This window comes from Cytobacillus sp. OWB-43, from assembly GCF_034651445.1.
GTDB classification, from domain to species: Bacteria; Bacillota; Bacilli; order Bacillales; family Cytobacillaceae; genus Cytobacillus; species Cytobacillus kochii.
In genome coordinates this window covers 126514-148052 of the sequence record NZ_JAYEFF010000007.1, presented here as the reverse complement: position 1 = coordinate 148052, position 21539 = coordinate 126514, and the positions used below count along the sequence as shown (strand labels likewise).

22 protein-coding genes and 1 riboswitch are annotated in these 21539 nt (G+C 36.8%); of the genes, 17 read left to right on the top strand and 5 right to left on the bottom strand.

Annotated features, from left to right (window positions below; translation table 11 throughout):
- The 9 genes from U9M49_RS19880 (at nucleotide 1) to U9M49_RS19840 (ending at nucleotide 10787) form a co-directional block, all read left to right on the top strand.
- Nucleotides 1–1986, top strand: coding sequence for an iron ABC transporter permease (locus tag U9M49_RS19880; protein WP_322910429.1), 1986 nt, complete (start codon nucleotides 1–3; stop codon nucleotides 1984–1986).
- A 323-nt stretch (nucleotides 1987–2309) separates the two neighbouring features.
- On the top strand, nucleotides 2310–3155 hold the full coding sequence (locus tag U9M49_RS19875) for a DUF72 domain-containing protein (protein ID WP_095372005.1): 846 nt from the start codon (nucleotides 2310–2312) through the stop codon (nucleotides 3153–3155).
- 61 nt (nucleotides 3156–3216) lie between these two features.
- A complete protein-coding gene (locus U9M49_RS19870; protein ID WP_095372006.1) occupies nucleotides 3217–3519 on the top strand; it encodes a YunC family protein in 303 nt (100 codons plus the stop codon).
- A 124-nt stretch (nucleotides 3520–3643) separates the two neighbouring features.
- A riboswitch (Lysine riboswitch) is annotated at nucleotides 3644–3828 on the top strand.
- Between the two features lie 172 nt (nucleotides 3829–4000).
- Nucleotides 4001–5572 (top strand): Na+/H+ antiporter NhaC family protein, encoded by a 1572-nt coding sequence (locus U9M49_RS19865; protein ID WP_095372007.1) that lies wholly within the window; start codon nucleotides 4001–4003, stop codon nucleotides 5570–5572.
- Nucleotides 5573–6051: 479 nt separating this feature from the next.
- On the top strand, nucleotides 6052–7239 hold the full coding sequence (locus tag U9M49_RS19860) for an ABC transporter substrate-binding protein (protein ID WP_095373607.1): 1188 nt from the start codon (nucleotides 6052–6054) through the stop codon (nucleotides 7237–7239).
- A gap of 241 nt (nucleotides 7240–7480) precedes the next feature.
- Nucleotides 7481–8356, top strand: a complete 876-nt coding sequence (locus tag U9M49_RS19855) for a branched-chain amino acid ABC transporter permease (RefSeq protein WP_095372008.1) — start codon at nucleotides 7481–7483, stop codon at nucleotides 8354–8356.
- A 5-nt stretch (nucleotides 8357–8361) separates the two neighbouring features.
- The gene (locus tag U9M49_RS19850; RefSeq protein ID WP_095372009.1) at nucleotides 8362–9303 is read left to right on the top strand and encodes a branched-chain amino acid ABC transporter permease; all 942 of its coding nucleotides are present in this window, start codon (nucleotides 8362–8364) and stop codon (nucleotides 9301–9303) included.
- 1 nt (nucleotide 9304) lies between these two features.
- Complete coding sequence (locus tag U9M49_RS19845; protein WP_095372010.1) at nucleotides 9305–10096, top strand: ABC transporter ATP-binding protein; 792 nt, start codon at nucleotides 9305–9307, stop codon at nucleotides 10094–10096.
- The gene (locus tag U9M49_RS19840) at nucleotides 10083–10787 is read left to right on the top strand and encodes an ABC transporter ATP-binding protein (RefSeq protein WP_322910428.1); all 705 of its coding nucleotides are present in this window, start codon (nucleotides 10083–10085) and stop codon (nucleotides 10785–10787) included. The genes U9M49_RS19845 and U9M49_RS19840 overlap by 14 nt, the downstream gene beginning before the upstream one ends.
- Nucleotides 10788–10894: 107 nt before the next feature.
- On the opposite strand, the gene U9M49_RS19835 is transcribed toward U9M49_RS19840, so the two are convergent.
- Nucleotides 10895–11827, bottom strand: a complete 933-nt coding sequence (locus tag U9M49_RS19835) for a M23 family metallopeptidase (RefSeq protein WP_095373608.1) — start codon at nucleotides 11825–11827, stop codon at nucleotides 10895–10897.
- 251 nt (nucleotides 11828–12078) lie between these two features.
- Here U9M49_RS19835 and lipA point away from each other — a divergent pair, with 251 nt between their 5' ends.
- Nucleotides 12079–12999 carry a lipoyl synthase gene (gene lipA, locus U9M49_RS19830; protein WP_095372012.1) on the top strand — a complete coding sequence of 307 codons (921 nt, stop codon included), beginning with the start codon at nucleotides 12079–12081 and terminating at the stop codon, nucleotides 12997–12999.
- A 55-nt stretch (nucleotides 13000–13054) separates the two neighbouring features.
- Here the strand turns inward: lipA and U9M49_RS19825 are convergent, their stop codons facing one another.
- Nucleotides 13055–13639 carry a YhcN/YlaJ family sporulation lipoprotein gene (locus tag U9M49_RS19825; RefSeq protein ID WP_095372013.1) on the bottom strand — a complete coding sequence of 195 codons (585 nt, stop codon included), beginning with the start codon at nucleotides 13637–13639 and terminating at the stop codon, nucleotides 13055–13057.
- A 158-nt stretch (nucleotides 13640–13797) separates the two neighbouring features.
- On the opposite strand from U9M49_RS19825, the gene U9M49_RS19820 reads away from it, so the two are divergent.
- Nucleotides 13798–14073, top strand: coding sequence for a YutD family protein (locus U9M49_RS19820; RefSeq protein WP_095372014.1), 276 nt, complete (start codon nucleotides 13798–13800; stop codon nucleotides 14071–14073).
- A 44-nt stretch (nucleotides 14074–14117) separates the two neighbouring features.
- Here the strand turns inward: U9M49_RS19820 and U9M49_RS19815 are convergent, their stop codons facing one another.
- Both U9M49_RS19815 and U9M49_RS19810 read right to left on the bottom strand, forming a co-directional pair.
- Complete coding sequence (locus U9M49_RS19815) at nucleotides 14118–14375, bottom strand: hypothetical protein (protein ID WP_251163570.1); 258 nt, start codon at nucleotides 14373–14375, stop codon at nucleotides 14118–14120.
- Nucleotides 14376–14468: 93 nt separating this feature from the next.
- A complete protein-coding gene (locus U9M49_RS19810; RefSeq protein ID WP_095372016.1) occupies nucleotides 14469–14735 on the bottom strand; it encodes a DUF3055 domain-containing protein in 267 nt (88 codons plus the stop codon).
- A gap of 160 nt (nucleotides 14736–14895) precedes the next feature.
- Here U9M49_RS19810 and U9M49_RS19805 point away from each other — a divergent pair, with 160 nt between their 5' ends.
- Together U9M49_RS19805 and U9M49_RS19800 are read left to right on the top strand one after the other, a co-directional pair.
- The gene (locus U9M49_RS19805; protein ID WP_095373609.1) at nucleotides 14896–15333 is read left to right on the top strand and encodes a DUF86 domain-containing protein; all 438 of its coding nucleotides are present in this window, start codon (nucleotides 14896–14898) and stop codon (nucleotides 15331–15333) included.
- Between the two features lie 11 nt (nucleotides 15334–15344).
- Entirely contained in the window at nucleotides 15345–16112 is a 768-nt protein-coding gene (locus tag U9M49_RS19800; protein WP_095372017.1) for a TIGR01457 family HAD-type hydrolase, read from the top strand.
- 214 nt (nucleotides 16113–16326) lie between these two features.
- On the opposite strand, the gene U9M49_RS19795 is transcribed toward U9M49_RS19800, so the two are convergent.
- On the bottom strand, nucleotides 16327–16827 hold the full coding sequence (locus tag U9M49_RS19795) for a phosphatidylglycerophosphatase A (RefSeq protein WP_095373610.1): 501 nt from the start codon (nucleotides 16825–16827) through the stop codon (nucleotides 16327–16329).
- Between the two features lie 186 nt (nucleotides 16828–17013).
- Between U9M49_RS19795 and yutH the strand changes: the two genes are divergently transcribed.
- From yutH to U9M49_RS19775, 4 genes are all read left to right on the top strand, one after another.
- A complete protein-coding gene (gene yutH / locus U9M49_RS19790; protein WP_307318367.1) occupies nucleotides 17014–18033 on the top strand; it encodes a spore coat putative kinase YutH in 1020 nt (339 codons plus the stop codon).
- 231 nt (nucleotides 18034–18264) lie between these two features.
- A complete protein-coding gene (locus U9M49_RS19785) occupies nucleotides 18265–19227 on the top strand; it encodes a D-glycerate dehydrogenase (RefSeq protein ID WP_322910427.1) in 963 nt (320 codons plus the stop codon).
- A 294-nt stretch (nucleotides 19228–19521) separates the two neighbouring features.
- Complete coding sequence (locus tag U9M49_RS19780) at nucleotides 19522–20091, top strand: DeoR family transcriptional regulator (RefSeq protein ID WP_095372019.1); 570 nt, start codon at nucleotides 19522–19524, stop codon at nucleotides 20089–20091.
- A 30-nt stretch (nucleotides 20092–20121) separates the two neighbouring features.
- Nucleotides 20122–21453, top strand: a complete 1332-nt coding sequence (locus tag U9M49_RS19775) for a PepSY-associated TM helix domain-containing protein (RefSeq protein ID WP_307318366.1) — start codon at nucleotides 20122–20124, stop codon at nucleotides 21451–21453.
- The last annotated feature ends 86 nt before the right edge of the window (nucleotides 21454–21539 follow it).

Sequence of the window (21539 nt, the reverse complement as noted above, 5' to 3'; positions counted from 1 at the left end):
ATGAGAGTTAAACCCTTTCTATTATTTGCGGTATGTGTGCTCTTGTTTATTATTCTTGGTCTCATCCACTTGAGCCAAGGACAAGCTTCAACAGGCTTACTCAGCTTTTGGATGGAAGTATGGGATAATGAGCAGGAACTGAATTTTCTCCTTTATAGTAGAATGCCGAGGTTTTTAATTGGTTGTTTAGTTGGAGCTGCACTTGCCGTAGCAGGGATGTTATTACAAACAATGACAAGAAACCCACTCGCAAGTGCAAGTACACTAGGCATTCATGCAGGAGCATTTTTCTTTGTTGTTCTTTTTTCCATTTTCTTTCCTTCTATAAAGGGTGCCTTTCCATTTTTGGTGACGATGCTTGGAGGAATCATAGCAGCTTTAATTGTTAGTTTTTTAGTAGGTAGAGCATTGGATCCTATTAGAATCGCATTAACTGGATTGATAGTAACAATGTTGTTTTCTTCATTTACTAGTGCCCTGCAGCTTTTATATGAAAATGAAGTGTCCGGGTTATTTTTATGGGGAGCGGGAACATTGTTACAGCTTGATTGGAGTGGCGTTCAATTTGCTTTGCCATGGGTTCTCTTCACTCTTCTTTTTGCCTTTATAATAGGTCATCGTTTTGACGCTTTACTGTTGGGGGAAGATGTAGCTGTAGGATTAGGACAAAATGTGATGATAAGTAAATTAATAGGTTGGGGCATTGCAATTATATTAGCTGCTGTCTCTGTTACAGTAGTAGGCCCAATTGGCTTTGTTGGTATTATGGCTCCACATATTGTTCGTTTAATGGGATTTAGAAAGCATCGATCCATGCTAATAGGAAATATAGTGGTCGGTGCAGGCTTACTCATATGTGCTGACATCTTTGTTCGTATGATATCTAGTATGTCTGAGTTACCTGTAGGAGCAATGACGGCCATTATAGGAGCACCTTGGTTAGTCTATTTAGCCTTAAAGATAAGTAGGAAAACGAGAACTGCTGGAGGAGCATTAGAGGGGAAAGTGCGAATTAAGCATGTTAAAAGATTTTATGTCCTCATATCTCTCGCCGTTCTTGGATTAGTAGGGTTTAGCCTTTCGTTTGGGGGAACAAGTTTCACTAGTCTTTTAGAATTGCCAAGAGAATTGATGTATAATACCTTCGTTTGGGATTTTCGCTTGCCTCGAGTGGTTGTCAGCTTCGGAATTGGTATGATGATGGCGGCTAGCGGTTTAATGATGCAGACTGTTTTACGAAACCCACTTGCTGACGCTTCTGTTTTAGGTGTGACTTCAGGTGCAAGTGTAGTGGCGATGTTGGTTCTCATTGTTTTTCCACAAGCCCCCTTTGTCCTTATTCCAATTGGTGCATTAATTGGTGCACTTATCACAATGGGAATTGTATTGTTTATTAGTGCGCGGAGCGGTTATCAACCGATGATTCTATTATTAATGGGTGTTGCTGTATCCGCGGTAGGTTCTGCTATTATACAGATTTTATTAGTACGTGCGAACCTTCATGCATCACAAGCTTTAACATGGCTTGCTGGTAGCACCTATGGGACAAGCTGGAGTGATCTAGTAATTGTGATGATAACATCGTTACTACTATTTCCGGTTATTCTCTATATGGCCAATACATTCGAGATCTTATCATTGAGTGATGAACTATCCATTGGTTTAGGTGTGAAAACAAGTAAAATGCGTATGTTTATGATTATACTAGCTGTTATGTTGTCAAGCATCAGTGTATCAGTGGTTGGGGCAATTGGGTTTATCGGTTTACTAGCTCCACATATTGCTAGACAACTGGTCGGTCCGAAGCTACTACAATTACTGCCATTAACCATAGTAATTGGCGGGATTTTACTTATTTCAGCTGATTTTCTTGGAAGAGTCGTTTTAGCTCCGAAAGAAATACCTGCTGGAATAATTGTTTCTTTAATTGGTGCACCATACTTACTTTATTTATTGAAAAAAACGAACAAAATCAAAGCGAGTTAACCTGTTTAATAAAAAATAATCTGATCAATGGTTCGGGTTATTTTTTTTTCTTTTTAACTCATAGTAAAAAACGAATATTTGATTTATACCATTTCCATAAGTTACTTTTTCTATATGCTTATCCTTATTACTGTGTAAGGGTTCCTTTTTCGATACCGATGAACAATCACAAAATAAGAAAATGGGCCAATGAAATGTTCTAAGAATCTTCTTTTCTGTTTTGACTGATTCTTTTTCACTTATTTCATTGCCCTTCTTGTTTATGGTTATATCCTTTAGGTAAAATAATCAGTATGAAGATTATTGGTAGATGAGGTGATGGAATGATTAGGATTGGTTTAACTGGATGGGGAGATCATGACAGCCTATATACGGAGCGTATATCTAACCGAGATAAACTATTAGAATATGGCGCTCATTTTCCAACAGTTGAGGTAGACGCTTCCTTTTATGCCGTACAGCCAGAAAGGAACGGGGAAAAGTGGGTGAGGGAAACGCCTGCTTCATTTAAATTTGTTGTGAAAGCTTATCAGGGGATGACGGGGCATCAAAGGGGGGAGATTCCTTTTGAGACAAAGGAAGAAATGTTTGCTGCTTTTAAAGCGTCGCTTGCCCCTTATATAAGAGAAAATAAGTTAGCGATGGTCCTATTTCAATTTCCACCGTGGTTTAATTGTAAAAAGGAAAACGTGCAATATTTACGCTGGTGTAAACAGCAAATGGGAGAAATACCATGTGCTGTTGAATTTCGTCATCAGTCTTGGTATCAAGATGCGTTTATAGAAGGTACTTTAAATTTTATCAAGGAAGAGAAATGGATACATACCGTTTGTGATGAACCACAAGCAGGGGAGGGGTCTGTTCCAATTGTGATGCATACTTGCGGTAATCCAATTGTACTAGTCCGCTTGCACGGTCGTAATGTTCATGGATGGCAAAATAAAAAACAACCAAATTGGCGTGAAGTTCGCTATCTATACCGTTATAATCACCAGGAATTATTGGAGTGGGCAGAGCGATTAAAGCAATTACAAAAAGAGGCGAAGGAGGTCTATGTACTATTTAATAATAATTCTGGTGGTGACGCAGCGGATAATGCGAAGGAAATTCTAGAAATATTAGGAATTGAATATGAGGGATTAGCTCCAAAACAACTCGGTTTATTTTAACTAATGAGTACACCGAATCTCTACCTATAACATAAATTGTTAAAGGGAAGGGGGGACGGTCATGGTTGAATTAAAGCCTGTTATTTTGGATGGTCATACGTTTATGACTGTATCCGTTGAGCTGCCAAAAACTAATTTGTTAGTCGTATCAAATGATAAAGGATATATCATGTGTGGTGCATTAGACGTTGCGTTATTAAATGAAAAATTAAAAGATCGCCATGTCATTGCTGGTAGAGCAGTAGGGGTAAAAACGATTCAACAGCTAATAGATGCACCACTTGAATCAGTCACTTTTGCTGCAGAGGAATTAGGCATTAAAAAAGGGATGATCGGTAGAGAAGCGCTATTAAGAATGGTATAGGTTATAGTATCCTACTATATCTTAAAAATAATAAATTTATGAATATTTTAGGTTTTGATAGAGTTTTGCATAAATAATTATATTTTGATATAATGTATAACAATTGAATAATGCCTTATCAATCCGATGGGGTAGAGGCGCAAATCATCATTAGTAATCAATGTGAGGATGACAACAGTGAACTTTGATAAAAGGGAGATTTGCCGAAGCAAATAGGTACGTCAATATTTATTTGTTGGGGTTGCTCTTAATAGGAGTAACACTGTCATTATGGAGGTATATTAACCATAATGGGGAGCTACAGTCGTGATGGAGAATAACGTTACTTCTTGAAGGGTAATGATAGAATCTCTATCGTTACTCTTTTTTTATTATCAATTAAGGATCAAAGAAAAGTGGAGGATACCTTTCTCTGATCGTTAATTGATATGAGACGCATTCGTTCATGTCTATAGCTCCTATACTAATAGGAGGTCTTTTTATGACAGGTACATTTATTTCTGTGCTGCCACCTTTGGTAGCGATGCTTTTGGTTATACTAACAAAAAGGGTGATTCTCTCCCTTGGTTTAGGGGCGTTAACAGCAGCTATCATAATTGGAGGATATCAACCGCTAGATACGCTACAAATATTTTTCTCGTCGTTTATAGCACTTTTTATAACAGATGAAGGGTTAAATACTTGGAATATATTCATTCTATTATTCTTACTTATTCTTGGTAGCATTACTGCATTTATTTCACTATCGGGTGGTAGTCGTGCCTTTGGTGAATGGGCAATGAAGCGTGTGAAAACGAGAGTGGGTGCACAGTTATTAACCGTAGTTTTAGGTATGATTTTGTTTATAGATGATTATTTTAATGCGCTAACAGTTGGACAGGTATCTCGACCTGTTACCGATCGACAAAAAGTATCACGTGTAAAGCTTGCATATTTAATTGATTCAACATCCGCACCTTTATGTGTTATTTCGCCTATATCAAGTTGGGGAGCATCAATTATCGCCTTAATTGGCTCGATTTTAGTGTCTCATAAAATAACTGATTATAGTGCTTTCTCTGCTTTCATGCAAATCATTCCGTTAAATTTTTATGTGTGGGCGGCAATCATAATGGTGTTTATCATAGTTGTTGGGCAAATTGACTTTGGTCCGATGAAGAAACATGAGAAACAAGCTATTGAACAAGGAATTCTATTTGATAAGAAGAAACAGTTGAAAGACGAAGTTCAAGAAGAATTACCTATTAGTACGAAAGGGACTGTTGGTCATCTTGTTTGGCCAATCATTGTTTTATTTATTGGAACAGTGAGTATGATGGCTTGGACAGGCATTAATGGTGCAGAGGGGAATGTGTCGTTAGTATCCTTATTAGAAAACACAGATGTGGCCTTATCATTAATTGTCGGAGGATTATTGAGTTTAGCTGTTGCTTACGTACAATTTGCTCAAGTATTAAAGAAAGATGATAAACTAACGAGTAATTTTTATTTGAAAGCTACATGGGTTGGGATGAAATCTATGTTTGGATCAGTATTGATCTTAATTTTTGCCTGGTTACTCGGAGATTTGATTAGTCAACTAGGTACAGGGGAGTACTTGGCTAGCGTTATTAATCAATCGAATCTGAGTCATGATTTTATCCCTGTTATCCTATTTATTATTGCGGCACTTATGGCATTTAGTACAGGTACATCTTGGGGATCATTTGGCATTCTTCTTCCAATAGCTGGTGATATTGCTGTAGCTACAGATATATCCTTGCTGATTCCTGCAATGGCAGCTGTACTTGGAGGTGCAGTATTCGGAGATCATGCTTCACCGATTTCTGATACTTCTATTTTATCCGCCACAGGTGCAGGGAGTAATTTGATTGACCATGTCATTACACAGTTTCCTTATGCCTTTACAGCAGCTGTTGCTGCGGCCATCTCTTATATCATTTTGGGTGTAAGTGGAAGTGTAATCATTGCATTAGCTGCTTTGATTGTTATGATGGCGGGGATTTTCCTTGTTGTTAAAATGTTCGGTACAAAAACCGAGAAGATGATATAATAATTCTTTTGAACAATATAGGAAGGAGGAATGAACTCGTCGGTTCATTCCTCTTTTTCTATCCTACAAGTCTAAAATCACTACATAAGCAAAGTTATTTTACTTTATATAAAAGTAGCTAGTTATTTTTAATTGCTAATTATTAACAATTAACTGAACTACATTATACCTATCTACTATTAATTATTTTATGAATATAATGATAGAGTTTTACAAACAAAACATAGTAAAGAGAAACCCTTTAACGCTCTAAACTATTAATAGATTTCTAAATATTAATATTATTCACAAAGATTGTTTTGACAGATGAATAAAATGATACTATACTATTTTTAGATTTATAGCAATTATCAGAAAAATATTACATTTTGGTTATTTTAGTCTACTTTTTTTGTGTGGTATCTTTTCTTGTGGGGTTTATATGGGGGATTTGAACCATGCTCTTAGTTGTTGGAATAATCAAAAAAAGGGGGATCATTATGTTATTTAAAAAGAGAATGACCGCTGTTCTTTTAGCTTCTACCATAGGAGCTGCAGGTTTCCTTGCTGGCTGTGGTAGTGATAGTGCAGGTGGTGGTGAGTCTGGTGATACTGTCAAGATAGGTGCCAACCTAGAACTTTCTGGTGCAGTTGCCTCATATGGTGAAGGAATTGCTGAAGGAATCGAATTGGCTGTGGATGAAATTAATAAAGATGGTGGAATCGACGGTAAAGAGATAGAAATTGTAAAAGTAGATAATAAATCGGATGCAGCAGAAGCAACCAATGCAGCTATTAAATTAACGGAAAATGATGATGTCGTAGCTATTATTGGGTCTGCTACAAGTGGAAATACAGTTGCTCAAGCACAAGTGGCTAATAATTCAGAGACGGTATTGCTTTCTCCTTCAGGTACGAGTCCGAATGTAACAGTGAATGATGATGGAAGCTTAAATGATTTTGTATTCCGTACATCGTTTATTGATCCTTTCCAAGGAACAGTGGCAGCTAATTTTGCTGCCAATGAATTAGGAGTTAAAAATGTAGCTATCTATGCTGATAATGCAAGTGATTACGCAAAAGGTTTAGCAGCTTCCTTTAAAGAAACTTTCGAAGCAGCAGGTGGGAAAATAGTTGCCGAAGAATCTTATGTGGCGAAGGATACTGATTTCAGGTCCACACTTACAAGAATTAAATCAGCTAATCCCGAATTTATTTTTATCCCTGGTTATTATGAAGAAGTAGGACTTATTGTCAAACAAGGACGTGAAATGGGTATTGACGTACCGCTAATGGGTGCTGACGGTTGGGATTCACCAAAGCTAGTTGAATTAGCCGGAGGGGATTCCTTAAATAACACATTTATAACAAACCATTATTCTTCGGGTGATCCAGACGAGACAATTCAATCCTTTGTAACAAAGTTTGGTGAAAAATATAATGGCTCATCCCCGGATGCTTTTAATGCATTAGGTTATGACTCTGTATATATGTTGAAAGATGCCATGGAGCGTGCTGAAAGTACAAGTGATGCGAAGAAAATCAAAGATGCCTTATCTGAGACGAAAGATTTAACTCTTGTAACGGGTATCATTTCAGTTGATGAAGATCATAACCCAATTAAATCAGCTACTGTATTGGAATATAAGGATGGGGAGCAAGTCTTCAAAACGAAAGTAAATCCTTAAAATGAGGCTGTATTAAAATGGGAGGAGCGATTGGGCCTTCCATTTTTTTTATCAGATATGAAAGGGTAATTCCTGTTGTGATAGCTAATAATCTCATAGTCCAAGATTGCTCAGGGGCAATAGTTTTTTGAAATTAGCGTGTCAAAAATTACCTTATGAGGAGATATTCAGCATAGCGTTTTCGCTAGCTGTCACTCTCTAGCTGAAGCTATTCGGGTTATTTGAAGAGGAGTGGGGATTCATGGATTGGATTCAACAGTTAGTAAATGGGATATCGTTAGGAAGTATTTATGCACTGATTGCTTTAGGCTATACAATGGTTTATGGAATTATCAAATTGATCAACTTTGCCCATGGTGAAGTATTTATGATTGGGGCGTTTGTTGGTTTTTACGCGATTGCTGGTTGGGGGTTAGGATTCTTTCCTGCCTTAATTATTGCAATGGCTGTCTGTGCAGGGATGGGTATGTTAATTGAGCGAGTAGCATATCGAAGGTTGAGAGGTTCTACGCGAATTGCTGCCCTCATTACAGCGATAGGGATTTCTTTATTTATACAGTACTTATTTATTTACTTTAGAGGTGCACAACCAGAAGCTTATCCTGAAGTCATTAGCAATCAAACCTTTAATATTTTGGGTGCACAAATCAGTAGTCAATCACTTATGATTTTAGGCACTTCGATTGTGCTAATGATTGTTCTACAATTTATTGTTCATAAAACCAAAATCGGTAAAGCAATGCGGGCTGTGTCACATGATATGGATGCTGCAAGGTTGATGGGGATTAATGTAAACACAACCATTTCCGCCACATTTGCTATTGGCTCTTCCTTGGCCGGGGCAGCAGGTGTTTTCTTTGGTGTGTATTATACAAAAATAGAACCGTTAATGGGCGTGATTCCAGGATTAAAGGCTTTTGTTGCAGCTGTACTAGGTGGCATCGGTATTATTCCTGGAGCGATGGTTGGTGGCCTTGTGTTAGGCGTAGTTGAAACGGTTGTTAGTGGCCTTGGTTACTCTTTATGGAGAGACGCGGCAGCATTTGTCATTCTCATTTTAATCCTTTTATTCAAGCCATCAGGTATCTTTGGTAAAAATGCAAGAGAGAAGGTGTAAAAAGGATGAATACGAAGAAGATCAAAGGTTTCTGGTTGTTTGTTATTCTCTCCATTATTGTTTATTTTGCAGTTCAGATGGCTGCAAATACTGGAATGATTAATAATTATCATGTGAATACACTTGTTTATATTTGTATTAATATTATTTTGGCCGTCAGTTTACATTTAGTTATTGGTATTACAGGACAATTTTCAATCGGACATGCTGGTTTTTTAGCTGTTGGGGCTTACATTTCAGCAATTGTAACGATGAAACTTTCACTTCCATTTCCTATTGCACTTATTATTGGTGGGATTGTTGCCGCTTTAACTGGCTTAATTGTTGGGATACCTTCTTTAAGGTTACGTGGTGATTATTTAGCGATTGCAACATTAGGATTTGCAGAGATTATCCGCATCATTTTCTTAAATATTGATGCAGTAGGTGGAGCAGCAGGTATGCAGGTCACAAAGATGACAACTTGGACTTCGGCCTTCATCTGCTTATTTATTACCGTATTAGTGATTGTGAATTTTACAAATTCAAGGCATGGTCGCGCATGTATATCGATTAGAGAAAATGAAATTGCTGCCGATGCGATGGGTATTAATACGACCTACTATAAAGTAGCGGCATTTGCCATTGGGTCTTTTTTCGCAGGAATCGCAGGGGGGTTATATGCTCATAATTTTTATATTATTCAACCCGTTCAATTTGGTTTTTTGAAATCATTTGATATCCTCATTTTCGTCGTATTAGGGGGATTAGGCAGTCTATCTGGGGCGGTTATCTCGGCTATTTTGTTAACGATTGTCTCCACATTTTTACAAAGTTATCCTGAAACACGAATGATTATCTATAGTGCCGTGCTCATTCTAGTTATGCTTTACCGTCCGCAAGGTTTATTGGGGACAAAGGAAATTACGGACCTCTTTAAACGTAAAAGCGTGAAAGGAGGAAGCTAAAATGGAGAATCAACCATTATTAAAAGTCAATCAAGCTGGTATTTCTTTTGGCGGTTTAAAAGCTGTTTCAGGATTCGATTTGGAAATTCACCAAGGGGAACTGATCGGTTTAATTGGTCCAAACGGAGCAGGGAAAACGACCAGCTTCAACCTATTAACTGGTGTCTACGTGCCGACTGAAGGAGATATTTTCTTAGAAGGTGTACGTTTAAACGGACTCCCTCCCTATCAAGTGACAAGGAAAGGGATCAGTCGGACGTTTCAAAATATTCGTTTATTCAATGACCTTTCTGTGTTAGATAATGTAAAAGTAGCGAATCATTCGCGTGCGAAACATTCGATGTTAAGCTCGATTCTCCGGTTGCCTTCCCATTTTAACGGAGAAAAAGAAATGGAAGACAAATCAATAGAACTATTACGTATTTTTCAGCTTGAACATGTTAAGGATGAATTGGCTAAAAACTTGCCATATGGACAACAAAGGCGATTAGAAATCGCAAGAGCATTAGCAGCTGGACCAAAGCTTTTGCTGTTGGATGAGCCGGCTGCCGGTATGAACCCACAAGAAACACATGACCTTATGGAGCTCATTCGCTTTATTAGAGAGAAGTTTGATTTAACAATACTCTTAATTGAGCACGATATGAATTTAGTTATGGGGATATGTGAAAGAATTTATGTGCTTGACCATGGGCAATTAATTGCCGAAGGGTTGCCAGAAGAAATTAGAAGCAACCCAAAAGTAATCGAGGCTTATCTCGGAGAGGAGGTTTCTTCGGATGCTCAAGGTTGATGGAATAGATGTTTACTATGGGAATATTCATGCATTAAAGGGCGTCTCGTTAGAGGTATTAGAAGGAGAGATTGTCACTTTAATTGGTGCAAACGGAGCAGGGAAAAGCACGCTATTAAAAACGTTATCAGGATTATTAAAGCCGAAGCAAGGCGTGATTCAATATGAGAATCAATCGATTGTTGGTAAACAAGCACAAACGATTGTAAAGGCTGGGATATCGCATGTACCAGAGGGAAGACGCGTGTTCTCGAATATGACTGTAGAAGAAAATATAGAACTAGGCGCTTTTGTAAGAAAAGATAAAGAAGTACAAAAAGATATTCAGAAAGTATATGAACTTTTCCCGCGATTATTCGAAAGGAAAGGACAGCTTTCCGGAACTTTATCAGGCGGAGAACAACAAATGTTAGCGATGGGCAGAGCCATTATGGCTAGACCTAAGTTGCTTTTGTTAGATGAACCATCCATGGGCCTTGCCCCTATTATGGTTAAGACCATCTTCAGTATTATAGAAGAAATTAATGAAACAAATGGAACAACGATTTTACTTGTTGAACAAAATGCGCATATGGCCCTCTCTATTGCGAAAAGAGGGTATGTCCTTGAAACTGGAAAAGTGGTGCTCACCGGATCAGCAAAAGATTTACAAGAAAGTGATGAAATCCGTATGGCTTATTTGGGCGGATAAAAAGAACCGCTAACAAAATATTGGGTAATGGATCATTGCTCAAGCGAAATTCAAAAAACGAGGAGTTAGATGCCGCTTCTAACAAGAAGGCGCCATCTCTTCCTCGTTTACTTTGCTCTTTCTTGTCTTTCCCAAAGGTTTAAATGAGGATATGGGTCGTACGACCATTCAGTATAGCCATTATCCTTATACATACCATAATGGAGGTGGGGAGGGAATTTTCCCGAAGTCCCTTTTGGTCCATAGCCAGAACTACCGACACCACCAATGACTTTTCCAGGTTCAACAATTTGACCAACTTTTAAATCATCAGAAAATCCACTTAGGTGAGCGTAATAGTGATAGTTATTGTTGATATCGCGAATACCAATTCGCCAACCACCATATTTATTCCAGCCTTTCATTTCGACAATACCATAACTGGTAGCTCTAACTGGTAAGCCGTAATCAGCAAAAATATCTGTTCCTTCATGGATTCTTCTACCACCCCAACCTCTTGCACTTCCCCATGTACTTCGATAGCTATAATGAGTACCAATTGGGACAGGAAAAACATGTTCATCTAAATTAAGTCTCCCATAGTTTTGATAAAGCTTTGCTTTTCCCATAATAATTCTGACCGATTTATCACGTTTATAATAGTTCCAAATACCAATTTTAATGTTCTCATAATCCGTACCATAACGAAGTAGAAAGTTAGCAAATGCGTACAATACATCGTCATCACTATCTAAACTTGCTTTTCCGTCACCATCACCATCAAAGCCAATACCATTAAAAAACTCTATCGTCTTTGGGTCTTCGTCATTTATGTTTGGGTTTGTGAAACCAACCCATTCCTCCGGTTTAAAGTAAATGCCAGTAATCCCTTCAGCTTTAGGTAAGTCTCTTCTTGATTGTCTTACATTTCTTTCATATTGATCGATGGCAGCAAGATAATACCAAGGAATGGTCGTGACTGTTTCAATTCTTTCATAAAGCGCCATTCTTTTTGCGTAAATATCATCTATTTCGGAGGCTACTGCCGTTTCTGGTTGCATTAAGGATAAGACCGTTGTTAAGGTGATAAGTAATGTGAAAACTCGCACCAATAAACCTCCCTTCTCTTCTAATTACTGTTATAGTTTGTGATAAAATAGAAAAACGATAAATATAAAATATTGGAAGGTTTTTGATGAACGAGGTTGTTCTATCTACTTCCATGTGTTAAAGTTGCTTCTGTAAGACTCTCTAGATAAAAATGATGATAAAAAAAGCGTCTTTTTGAAATTCTGGGATGGAGTGAAGAAGAATGACGACTAAGAAAGATGAACATTTACGTAAGCCGGATTGGTTAAAAATAAAGTTAAACACTAATAAAAACTACACCGGATTAAAGAAAATGATGAGAGAAAAGAATCTTCATACTGTATGCGAAGAGGCAAAATGCCCAAATATTCATGAATGTTGGGCGGTAAGAAGGACAGCAACATTTATGATCTTAGGTTCTGTTTGTACAAGAGCCTGTCGTTTTTGTGCGGTCAAAACAGGGCTGCCAACTGAGCTAGATTGGGAAGAACCGGAACGCGTAGCTGATTCAGTTGCTTTAATGAATTTAAAACATGCAGTTATTACAGTGGTTGCGCGAGATGATTTAAAAGATGGTGGATCAGCTATTTTAGCGGAAACGATTCGTGCCATTAGAAGAAAAAGTCCATTTACAACTGTAGAGGTTTTACCTTCTGATATGGGCGGGGTATATGATAATCTTAAAACAGTAATGGATGCAAAACCAGATATCTTAAACCATAATATTGAAACAGTAGAAAGACTGACGCCAAGAGTAAGAGCGCGTGCTACATATAAACGATCACTTGAATTTTTACAACGTTCTAAAGAAATGCAACCTGAAATTCCAACCAAATCAAGTTTAATGGTTGGGTTAGGGGAAACAAAAGAAGAAATCATTCAAACGATGGATGATTTGCGAGCACATGACGTAGATATTATGACGATTGGTCAATATCTACAACCATCTAAAAAACATATAAAAGTTGTAAAATATTATCACCCAGATGAGTTTAATGAATTAAGGGAAATTGCAATGTCCAAAGGGTTTAGCCATTGTGAAGCAGGTCCAATGGTTCGTTCTTCCTATCATGCAGATGAACAAGTAAATGCAGCAGCTAAGCAAAGACAACAAATGGGTGAAGTAGACGCGAAAGAAGCGTAAACACAAGAAAGGGGATTAGCTAAAGGAGCTAATCCTCTTTTGATATTTCACAGCGTTACTTATTTGACATCTTTTCAGACTTGTTAATATCGGCTTTTTTCATTTGACTCGTTAATTGATCAATACCATAATGTGTGTGCTCACTATCTGCATCCATCGTAGAATAACTTTCTATTTCTTTGCGGAGATTGGTATTGTCAGTGGTATAAATATCAAACCATCCGGGAACAACTGATTCTGCCATTTTTTGTACTTGTGTAGCAGTTGATTCACGATTATCTGAATCCGTATTGTAAACAATTAACACTTCATTGTCAGTCACTAATGTAGATACATCATCCACATTAGGAAGTTCAGTACAATATTTTCCGATAATATCAGCCACTTTTTCACGATTAATGGCAGCATAATGTTCATTGGATACCTTTTCTCCATAAATAGGACTTTTTTGATGACGAACGTATCCGAAATCTTCACTATTTTGCTGACTAGTATTGTAAATATCTGTTCGCTGATCATTCACATTAACCGTATTGCCACTTTCGGGATAAATATCTCCTTTAGCGGAATGATCGGCTGCTTGACATCCAGTGAGAGCAACCATACTGGATATCCCGATGAACATTATCATTTTTTTCATCAGAAACACCCCCTTAACAATATCTTTTCCGATTCTTTCGTTTTTTTCCTTAGTAATTGATGGTGAATCAGTTATAATTTAAAATAGGACTATTGTACATAAACGTTAACTTTCTTTATAATTTAATTAGTGAGCCAATGAAAAAGAGGTGAGATCAATTGGTTTGTATACAAAACGCTTGTTATGAAGTAATTGAAGATATTAGAGACGGATTTAATGAAGAAGCTTTTCGGGGTCGATATAGTGAAATATTAAATCGTTATGATTATATTGTAGGTGACTGGGGATACGGCCAACTAAGACTTAGAGGTTTTTTTGACGATCAGAATCAAAAAGCGACGTATGATACGAAAATTAGCACTTTGACAGAGTATTTATACGAATATTGTAATTTTGGTTGTCCTTATTTCGTTGTAAAAAGAGTGAAGCAATAGAAAAAGCTGAACGAATTATTCGTCCAGCTTTTTTTCTGTTAAAATTACTCATCTGAAGCTTCTGAATGGGGATCGTGTGCTCCAGGCATTTCTCTAGGAATGTCAGCATGAAGTTCCCGATTTTCATAAACAAATGCACTAGATTGGTGTTGACCTTCTTCCCACTCTGAACTTTTATTCTCAACAGGTGTATGCTTCCCTCTTGGTGCACCATACGGGCCCTCAGGTAAATCTTCCACTGCGAGGTTTTCCTTTTGTGATTCAACATTGTCAAAATCCGAGTAATTCTTTTTTTGATCCATTGATATCACTCCTAATAATATGAGAAAAAATGAGAGCCTTGCTACGCTCTCATTTTATACTATTTGCAGGAGCAATCATTATTATCCAATCGGTTAAATGACCTCATATAAAAAGGCTCTTAACTCTTCTGCATCTTCGCTCTCCAATTGAAAAGCATGTTCTAAATAACCCTCTTCTTCAAGGTCATCGGTACCAATAATAGCAAAACGACTTCCTTGAATATCAAGAACAAGTTGTTTTCCATAATACCGATCTGAACGAACAAGCGCTAAATCAAAGCGTTGATTTTCACCCATAAAACTAACAAAGCGTGTTTTTGTATCTTCTAAATCATCATATAAAAAGAATCTTTCGGTCATTTAACGTATAGACCCCTTTCTAACTATCCATGCTACATTTATCATAACAAAATCTTAGCAGACAGGAAATTGATTTTATACTCACATAAGGGAGAACTTTCTTCATTGTTATGAATGAGATACAATAGATAGGAAGTATGGGATGAGAAAGGTGAGGGACATGTATTTTGTTGATCGAGAAAAAATTGAGGAAATCCTCGTTTATTTGGAAAAACAACTATCACTATTAGGGAAACATACAGCACTTCATTCGGATATAGAGAAACTTGCGCTTGAAAGACTGAGCCATATGGTTATTGAGGCGGTCTTAGATGTAGGTAATGCAATGATTGATGGCTTTATTATGAGAGACCCAGGTAGTTATGAAGATATTATTGATATTCTGGAAGATGAAAAAGTCATTGACCATGAAATGGCTATCAGCTATAAAAAGGTTATTGCTTACCGTAAGCCATTAGTGCAAAGTTATACAGGCATTCAACATGATGAATTAAACAAGAGCTTCCAATTAGAATTAGCTCAATTAAAAAAATTCCCTACAGCTGTTAGAGACTATTTAATGAAAGAACTTGGTCCTGTATCAGCTTTTAGAAATTAGGGGGAAAGTAAATGACAAAATATAAAGGTTATTTAATTGATTTAGATGGGACGATGTACAAAGGAAAACAATTAATTCATGAAGCCGTTTCCTTTATTCAAGGGTTAAAAGAAAGAGGCATTCCCTACCTTTTTGTCACAAACAATTCATCTAGAACACCGAAACAAGTTGCTGAAAAACTTCAAAATTTTGGCATTGAGGCGACTGAAGATAAAGTATTTACAACTAGTATGGCAACGGCGAATTATATTTTTCAAAGAAGTCCCGAAGCGTCTATATTTGTGATCGGAGAAGAAGGGATTAGACAGGCATTAGAAGAAAAGGGCTTTCACTTTGCAGGTGAGCACGCCGATTATGTTGTTTCAGGAATCGATCGTGACATCAACTACGAGAAACTTGCAACGGCTTGTTTGGCTGTAAGAAATGGAGCTACCTTTATCTCTACAAACGGTGATATAGCCATTCCAACTGAAAGAGGACTTTTACCTGGAAATGGCTCATTAACCTCAGTCATTAGTGTATCGACGCAAACTATTCCAACTTTTATTGGCAAGCCAGAAGCGATTATTATGGAGCAAGCGTTAAAAGTATTAGGCACAGATAAAGCTCATACATTGATGGTTGGAGATAACTATGATACAGATATCAAGGCAGGAATGAATGCTGGTTTAGACACATTATTGGTTCATACAGGCGTAACAACGAAGGAACTTTTAAAAGGCTACGACAAGCAACCAACCTTTGTTGTGGATACACTAAATCAGTGGGAATACTTATAAGAAATGAAGAACAGCAGTACGAAAGATGTACTTGCTGTTTTTTATATTGTTGGAATAGATGTTGATGCAGAAGACGATTATAGACAGTCATGCGAGTGAACATGAACGCTTTTTATAACAACAAATTTATCTAAAACTCTGCAGTAATATAAAGGCGAGTAAAATAAAAATAGCAGGCTCACTATAAAGTGATGTCCTACTATTTTTCTTCTATCTATTCCACATGATGCGCACGGTGGGCAAGGCGACTAGAAGCCGCAGCAGCAATGGCACCAACAATATCATCTAAAAAAGTATGGCATCTTTCAGAGTTTTTATCATTTAATGGACCTAAGATACCGGGTTTTAATTTATCTACATAACCAAAATTGGTCATTCCGATTGAACCATACACATTTACAATTGATAGCGCTAAAACTTCGTCAACACCATATAATCCTTCATCTGTTTCAATAATGGATTGCAGTGGTTCCATTAATTTCTTTTCTTCTGCAAGCATATCTAATTGGATACCGGTGAGAATGGCGTTTTGCACTTCACGTTTGGATAATACTCTTTCTACATTGTCGATACATGTTTCTATTTTCAAGTTTTGATGATATTTCTCTTGAAGAAAATACACTAACTCAGCAATATCAACAATCTCTACTCCTCGTTCTTTGAGCCATTTTCTTGCTGTTTTCTCTGTTAAAGTAATTGCTTTTTCTTCACTCATGAGTTCACCTTTTTCTATAATTTTATTCGCTTTATGCTGCTCTTTACTAATATATGATAGTAATGATAGCTTGCGAACTTTCAAACCATCATATCCCCTAAAAATAAATCAACAAGTTTTAGCTATTTTTTCATATATTTGAATAAAATGCATCTATTTAGCTTGATTAAAAGGGGGTTATGACGAATGTTAAGACGTTTACTCAAGGAAAAATATAATATTCAGGCGGAAGAAGAGTTTCGATTTGATCATTATAATGCTTGTAAATCACAAAATGAAGTGTATATATTAGTCCCTGCGAATCATTTAAAAGAAGAGGCGCTAACTGAACTGGATCAAATTGCAGAGCATTTAAGAATGAGTGGGGATAAGAATATTGCTGGATTTAAAAAAACAACAGAAGGAAAGCCTTATACTGAGTGGGAGGAAGCGAGATATGCAGTTTTAAGTAATCAACGTTTACAGCCAAGAAAAGAAGGACATTTCGGCAGGAAGTTGGCAAAATTCCACTTTCGAGGGAGAACGGTTAATTTTGCAGTGGAACAAACAAGTCGAATCGGTCAATGGAAAACACTGTGGGAAACAAGACTCGATCAAATGGAAAAGGTATGGAATGATATGGTATTTCAATTTGATGGAGAAAGTGAATTTGACCGCCTATTTTTAGAATCATTTCCTTATTACATGGGAATGGCTGAAAATGCGATTCAATATATTGTTGATACGGAATTTGATGATGAACCGATGATGACTGATACTGGCACTGTCTGCCATGAGAGATTTTCTAATCGTACATGGGGAGAACAATATTATGTGAAAAACCCTTTTGATTGGGTATTTGACCATGCCACAAGAGATTTAGCCGAATGGACGAGAGAGAAGTACTTCAAGAATATAAAAACCTATCAACCAGATGTAAGAAAGTTTGTTGAAGAATATGAATCGATCAGTCCATTGTCAAGTTTTTCATGGCGTTTATATTATGCGAGAATGATGTTCCCACTTCATTATTTTGAATGCGTCGAAAGCTATTACGGTGCACAAACAGAACAAGAACGAAATATTCTGAAGGAAAAATTAGAAAAGTATTTGCACCAATCGCCAGAATATGAACAATTCATATCGCGTTTTTTTGAAATCGTAAACCATCAGGAAGTATCTAAACAATGGTATATTCCTATGCCTGAATGGTTGGTATCGAAATAAAATATATTTATTTCCACTTCATCAGTCAACAAAGTTGGAAAGTGTGGAGAAATCTGAAATAAGCACACCTTCATTCCCAATTAAGATGAGTCTTCACCTTAAGCTAAAGAGCAATCATTCTATAAGCACGAGCCTAATTCAAGCTGGATCGTGCTTTCTTACCAAGCGAAATTACTTCCACCAAATGAAAAATTTGCCTATAATGAAAAGAAAATGGGAAGTGGTGAGAGAATGGGTAAGAAATTGTTTATTACAAGGAAACTTCCAAATGAGGTCATTGAGCCATTACAAGCAAAATACGATGTTGAGATGTGGGACAAGGAGGATGTAGTAATCCCTCGTCATGTGTTGCTCGAAAAGGTGAAAGATGCAGAAGGCTTAATGACAATGTTATCAGAAAAAGTAGATGAGGAATTATTTCAACATGCCCCGAAATTAAAGGTTGTGGCCAATATGGCAGTTGGTTATGACAACATAGATATACAAGCGGCAGAGCGCGCGAATGTAATAATCACTAATACACCTGATGTCCTGACAGAATCAACGGCTGATCTGACCTTTTCATTATTATTAGCTACGGCAAGGAGAATGATTGAAGCGGCAGAATATGTGAAAAATAATCAGTGGAAAAGCTGGAGTCCACTGCTATTAGCTGGACATGACGTCCATAGAAAAACCATTGGAATTGTTGGAATGGGGAGTATTGGTGAGGTTGTTGCTAAACGTGCAAAAGGATTTGATATGCATATCCTTTATTATAATCGTTCGAGGAAAAAGAGAGCGGAAGAAGAACTTCATGCTCAGTATGTTTCATTTGAAGAACTTGTCAGTCAATCTGATTTTATCGTCTGTTTAACGCCTTTAACAACTGAAACAAAAAATCTTTTTACAAAAGAAGTCTTTCAGCAAATGAAACCTTCAGCTATTTTTGTGAATGCCTCACGTGGACCAGTAGTCAATGAAGATGATCTCTACTCTGCCTTAGTAGAGGGTGAAATTGCCGGAGCTGGATTAGATGTGTTCTCAGAAGAACCAATCTCAGGAGAGCATCCTCTATTGCAATTAAAACAAGTAGTCGCATTACCTCATATTGGAAGTGCAACAACTGAAACAAGATATAAAATGATGGAATTATGCGTACAGAACATTGACCAAGTATTTTCAGATAGGACTCCACTTACACCAGTAAAATAATAAACCATCTTTGTAAATTAAACGAGTAGGTTAAAACCCGTGGGCGTTATAGCACACGGGTTTTTGACATTTCATTTATCTTTATGCTCCTAAAAAATAATCCACAAGTACATTTCTTTTTCATCATGGTGTTTTTTGAAATGTGAAAAAAAACCAATATATATGAAGAGAGTGTGTATAGATAGCAAACCTTTTAGTAATTGTTTAGAGTAACTAATGAAAATATGTGATTTTATGTTATTATTCGTTATGAATTCACTTTTACTAACATAAATATTTTTGAGGAGGGATTTCATGTTGCCAATTGAAAGAAGAGAAAAAATGATAGATTGGCTAGAGAAAGAAGGATCATTAAAAGTTTCGACAATTAGTAAGAGACTAGGCGTATCAGAAATGACAGTTTATCGAGATATAAAACCATTATTGAAACAGGATAAAATCATTAAAACATCTAACGGGATTGCACTCATTCCAAGAAATATAACGAAAGAGAACCAATGTACTTATTGTTTGAAACCATTGCAAGCAAGATTATCAGTGCAAATCATCAGAGAGAATGATGTGATTGAGCAAACATGTTGTCCTCATTGTGGATTATTACGTTATGAAGATATTAAGGAAGATGTGACACAAATTATTTGTAGAGACTTCTTAAAAGATACGACGATGAGCGCAAAAGCAGCATTGTATTTAATTAATGCTGACCTTGATTTAAATTGCTGCCACCCTCAAGTGATTTGTTTCAATTCTTATAAACATGCCAAACAATTCCAACAAGGGTTTGGCGGAGAAATCTTACCGTTTGAAGAAGCGATAAAAGAAATTGTGAAGCAAATGTCTGGTGGCTGTTGTCATTCGAACTAATTTTATGATTATAGAGTAGGAGCATACAAGATGAAAAAGGGATTTTATAATCGTTTTTGGAGATGGCATTTTTTTGCGGGGATTTTTATTGCTCCCTTACTTATTACATTAACTCTTTCAGGAATTGGTTATTTGTTTTTTCCAGAAGTCGAAAATCAATTATATGATGATTTATTCTTTGGAGATAGTGAAAGCAATGAACAATTAACGATAGAAGAAGGAATTGAGAAAGTTGAAAAAGACTTTCATGGGTTTGCTGTTACAAAGATTAGTATCATGGAGGAGCCATATAATACTCGTTTAACTTTAACAGATGAGGCTGGGGAGCAAAAGTATGTTTTCCTTGATGAACAAAACCAAATTGTTGGGAGTCAGAATGCAGCCAATACATACTCAAATGTGATGCGTAGCATACATAGCTCCCTATTTGTAGGAGGAACACCGGTCAATTATTTAGTTGAACTAGCGGCCTGTTGGGCCATCTTTCTACTAATCAGTGGGTTGTATATGACTTTTAAAGGGAAGATCTTAACGAGAAAAGCAAATGGTTCTAAGAACTTTCGTAATAAAAAATTACATGCACTTATAGGTGTAATCATTACCATTCCAATGGTAGTTATTATTTTCACGGGCTTACCGTGGTCTGCGGTTATGGGGAATATAATCTATACAACTGCCAGTAATAATGCACCTGAACTGGAATTAAATCCACCAACATCTGATATTAATGAGATCCCGTGGGCGACAAGGCAAGAGGAAACCCCAGCATCTGATGATCCTCATGCCCATCATCACGGAGGATCCTCTCAGAGTGAACATAATGAGTTTATGATTTCAGTAGGGCAATTAATAGATGAAGTGGAAAGTGAAAATATTAGTAAACCTTATTCTATTGTTTATCCTTCTGCTGATGACGGTGTTTATATCGTTTCTAAAGGAAGCAATTCCGGTGTGACGGGTTTGGATGTGAGTCCGTCAGAAGAAATGACTACTTACTTTGACCAATATTCCGGTGAATACATCGCCGCTGTTAATTATGAGGATTATAATCTTTTGCAAAAATGGTTTACATGGGGGATTCCATTACATGAAGGTCATTTATTTGGTTGGCCAAATAAGGTTTTAAACTTAGTAGTTTGTCTTGCTTTTCTTTTTGTTATTTTTTGGGGTTTTAAAACATGGCTTTCGCGGAAGAAAAAAGACAAGTTTTCTGCACCACCGAAAAATTTTAAAGGACTATCCATTGGTTTTATAGTGTTAATGGTCCTTTTAGGTATACTGATGCCTTTATTTGGTATATCCCTCATTATCGTGGCACTTATTGAATGTATAGTTATTTTTGTGAAAAAAAATAAAGAATAAGCAGGATGAAGACATTTTCAGTTTTTATGAAAATGTCTTTTTTTATTTTCAAGAGTCGGATGCTATAAATTTTTATAAGATAAAGC

Bases quoted from the DNA above. Each gene is read 5' to 3' on its own strand.
- U9M49_RS19880 (WP_322910429.1), top strand. From the start codon at position 1: ATGAGAGTTAAACCCTTTCTATTATTTGCGGTATGTGTGCTCTTGTTT.
- U9M49_RS19875 (WP_095372005.1), top strand. From the start codon at position 2,310: ATGATTAGGATTGGTTTAACTGGATGGGGAGATCATGACAGCCTATAT.
- U9M49_RS19870 (WP_095372006.1), top strand. From the start codon at position 3,217: ATGGTTGAATTAAAGCCTGTTATTTTGGATGGTCATACGTTTATGACT.
- U9M49_RS19865 (WP_095372007.1), top strand. From the start codon at position 4,001: ATGACAGGTACATTTATTTCTGTGCTGCCACCTTTGGTAGCGATGCTT.
- U9M49_RS19860 (WP_095373607.1), top strand. From the start codon at position 6,052: ATGTTATTTAAAAAGAGAATGACCGCTGTTCTTTTAGCTTCTACCATA.
- U9M49_RS19855 (WP_095372008.1), top strand. From the start codon at position 7,481: ATGGATTGGATTCAACAGTTAGTAAATGGGATATCGTTAGGAAGTATT.
- U9M49_RS19850 (WP_095372009.1), top strand. From the start codon at position 8,362: ATGAATACGAAGAAGATCAAAGGTTTCTGGTTGTTTGTTATTCTCTCC.
- U9M49_RS19845 (WP_095372010.1), top strand. From the start codon at position 9,305: ATGGAGAATCAACCATTATTAAAAGTCAATCAAGCTGGTATTTCTTTT.
- U9M49_RS19840 (WP_322910428.1), top strand. From the start codon at position 10,083: ATGCTCAAGGTTGATGGAATAGATGTTTACTATGGGAATATTCATGCA.
- U9M49_RS19835 (WP_095373608.1), bottom strand. From the start codon at position 11,827: ATGCAACCAGAAACGGCAGTAGCCTCCGAAATAGATGATATTTACGCA.
- lipA (WP_095372012.1), top strand. From the start codon at position 12,079: ATGACGACTAAGAAAGATGAACATTTACGTAAGCCGGATTGGTTAAAA.
- U9M49_RS19825 (WP_095372013.1), bottom strand. From the start codon at position 13,639: ATGAAAAAAATGATAATGTTCATCGGGATATCCAGTATGGTTGCTCTC.
- U9M49_RS19815 (WP_251163570.1), bottom strand. From the start codon at position 14,375: ATGGATCAAAAAAAGAATTACTCGGATTTTGACAATGTTGAATCACAA.
- U9M49_RS19810 (WP_095372016.1), bottom strand. From the start codon at position 14,735: ATGACCGAAAGATTCTTTTTATATGATGATTTAGAAGATACAAAAACA.
- U9M49_RS19805 (WP_095373609.1), top strand. From the start codon at position 14,896: ATGTATTTTGTTGATCGAGAAAAAATTGAGGAAATCCTCGTTTATTTG.
- U9M49_RS19800 (WP_095372017.1), top strand. From the start codon at position 15,345: ATGACAAAATATAAAGGTTATTTAATTGATTTAGATGGGACGATGTAC.
- U9M49_RS19795 (WP_095373610.1), bottom strand. From the start codon at position 16,827: ATGAGTGAAGAAAAAGCAATTACTTTAACAGAGAAAACAGCAAGAAAA.
- yutH (WP_307318367.1), top strand. From the start codon at position 17,014: ATGTTAAGACGTTTACTCAAGGAAAAATATAATATTCAGGCGGAAGAA.
- U9M49_RS19785 (WP_322910427.1), top strand. From the start codon at position 18,265: ATGGGTAAGAAATTGTTTATTACAAGGAAACTTCCAAATGAGGTCATT.
- U9M49_RS19780 (WP_095372019.1), top strand. From the start codon at position 19,522: ATGTTGCCAATTGAAAGAAGAGAAAAAATGATAGATTGGCTAGAGAAA.
- U9M49_RS19775 (WP_307318366.1), top strand. From the start codon at position 20,122: ATGAAAAAGGGATTTTATAATCGTTTTTGGAGATGGCATTTTTTTGCG.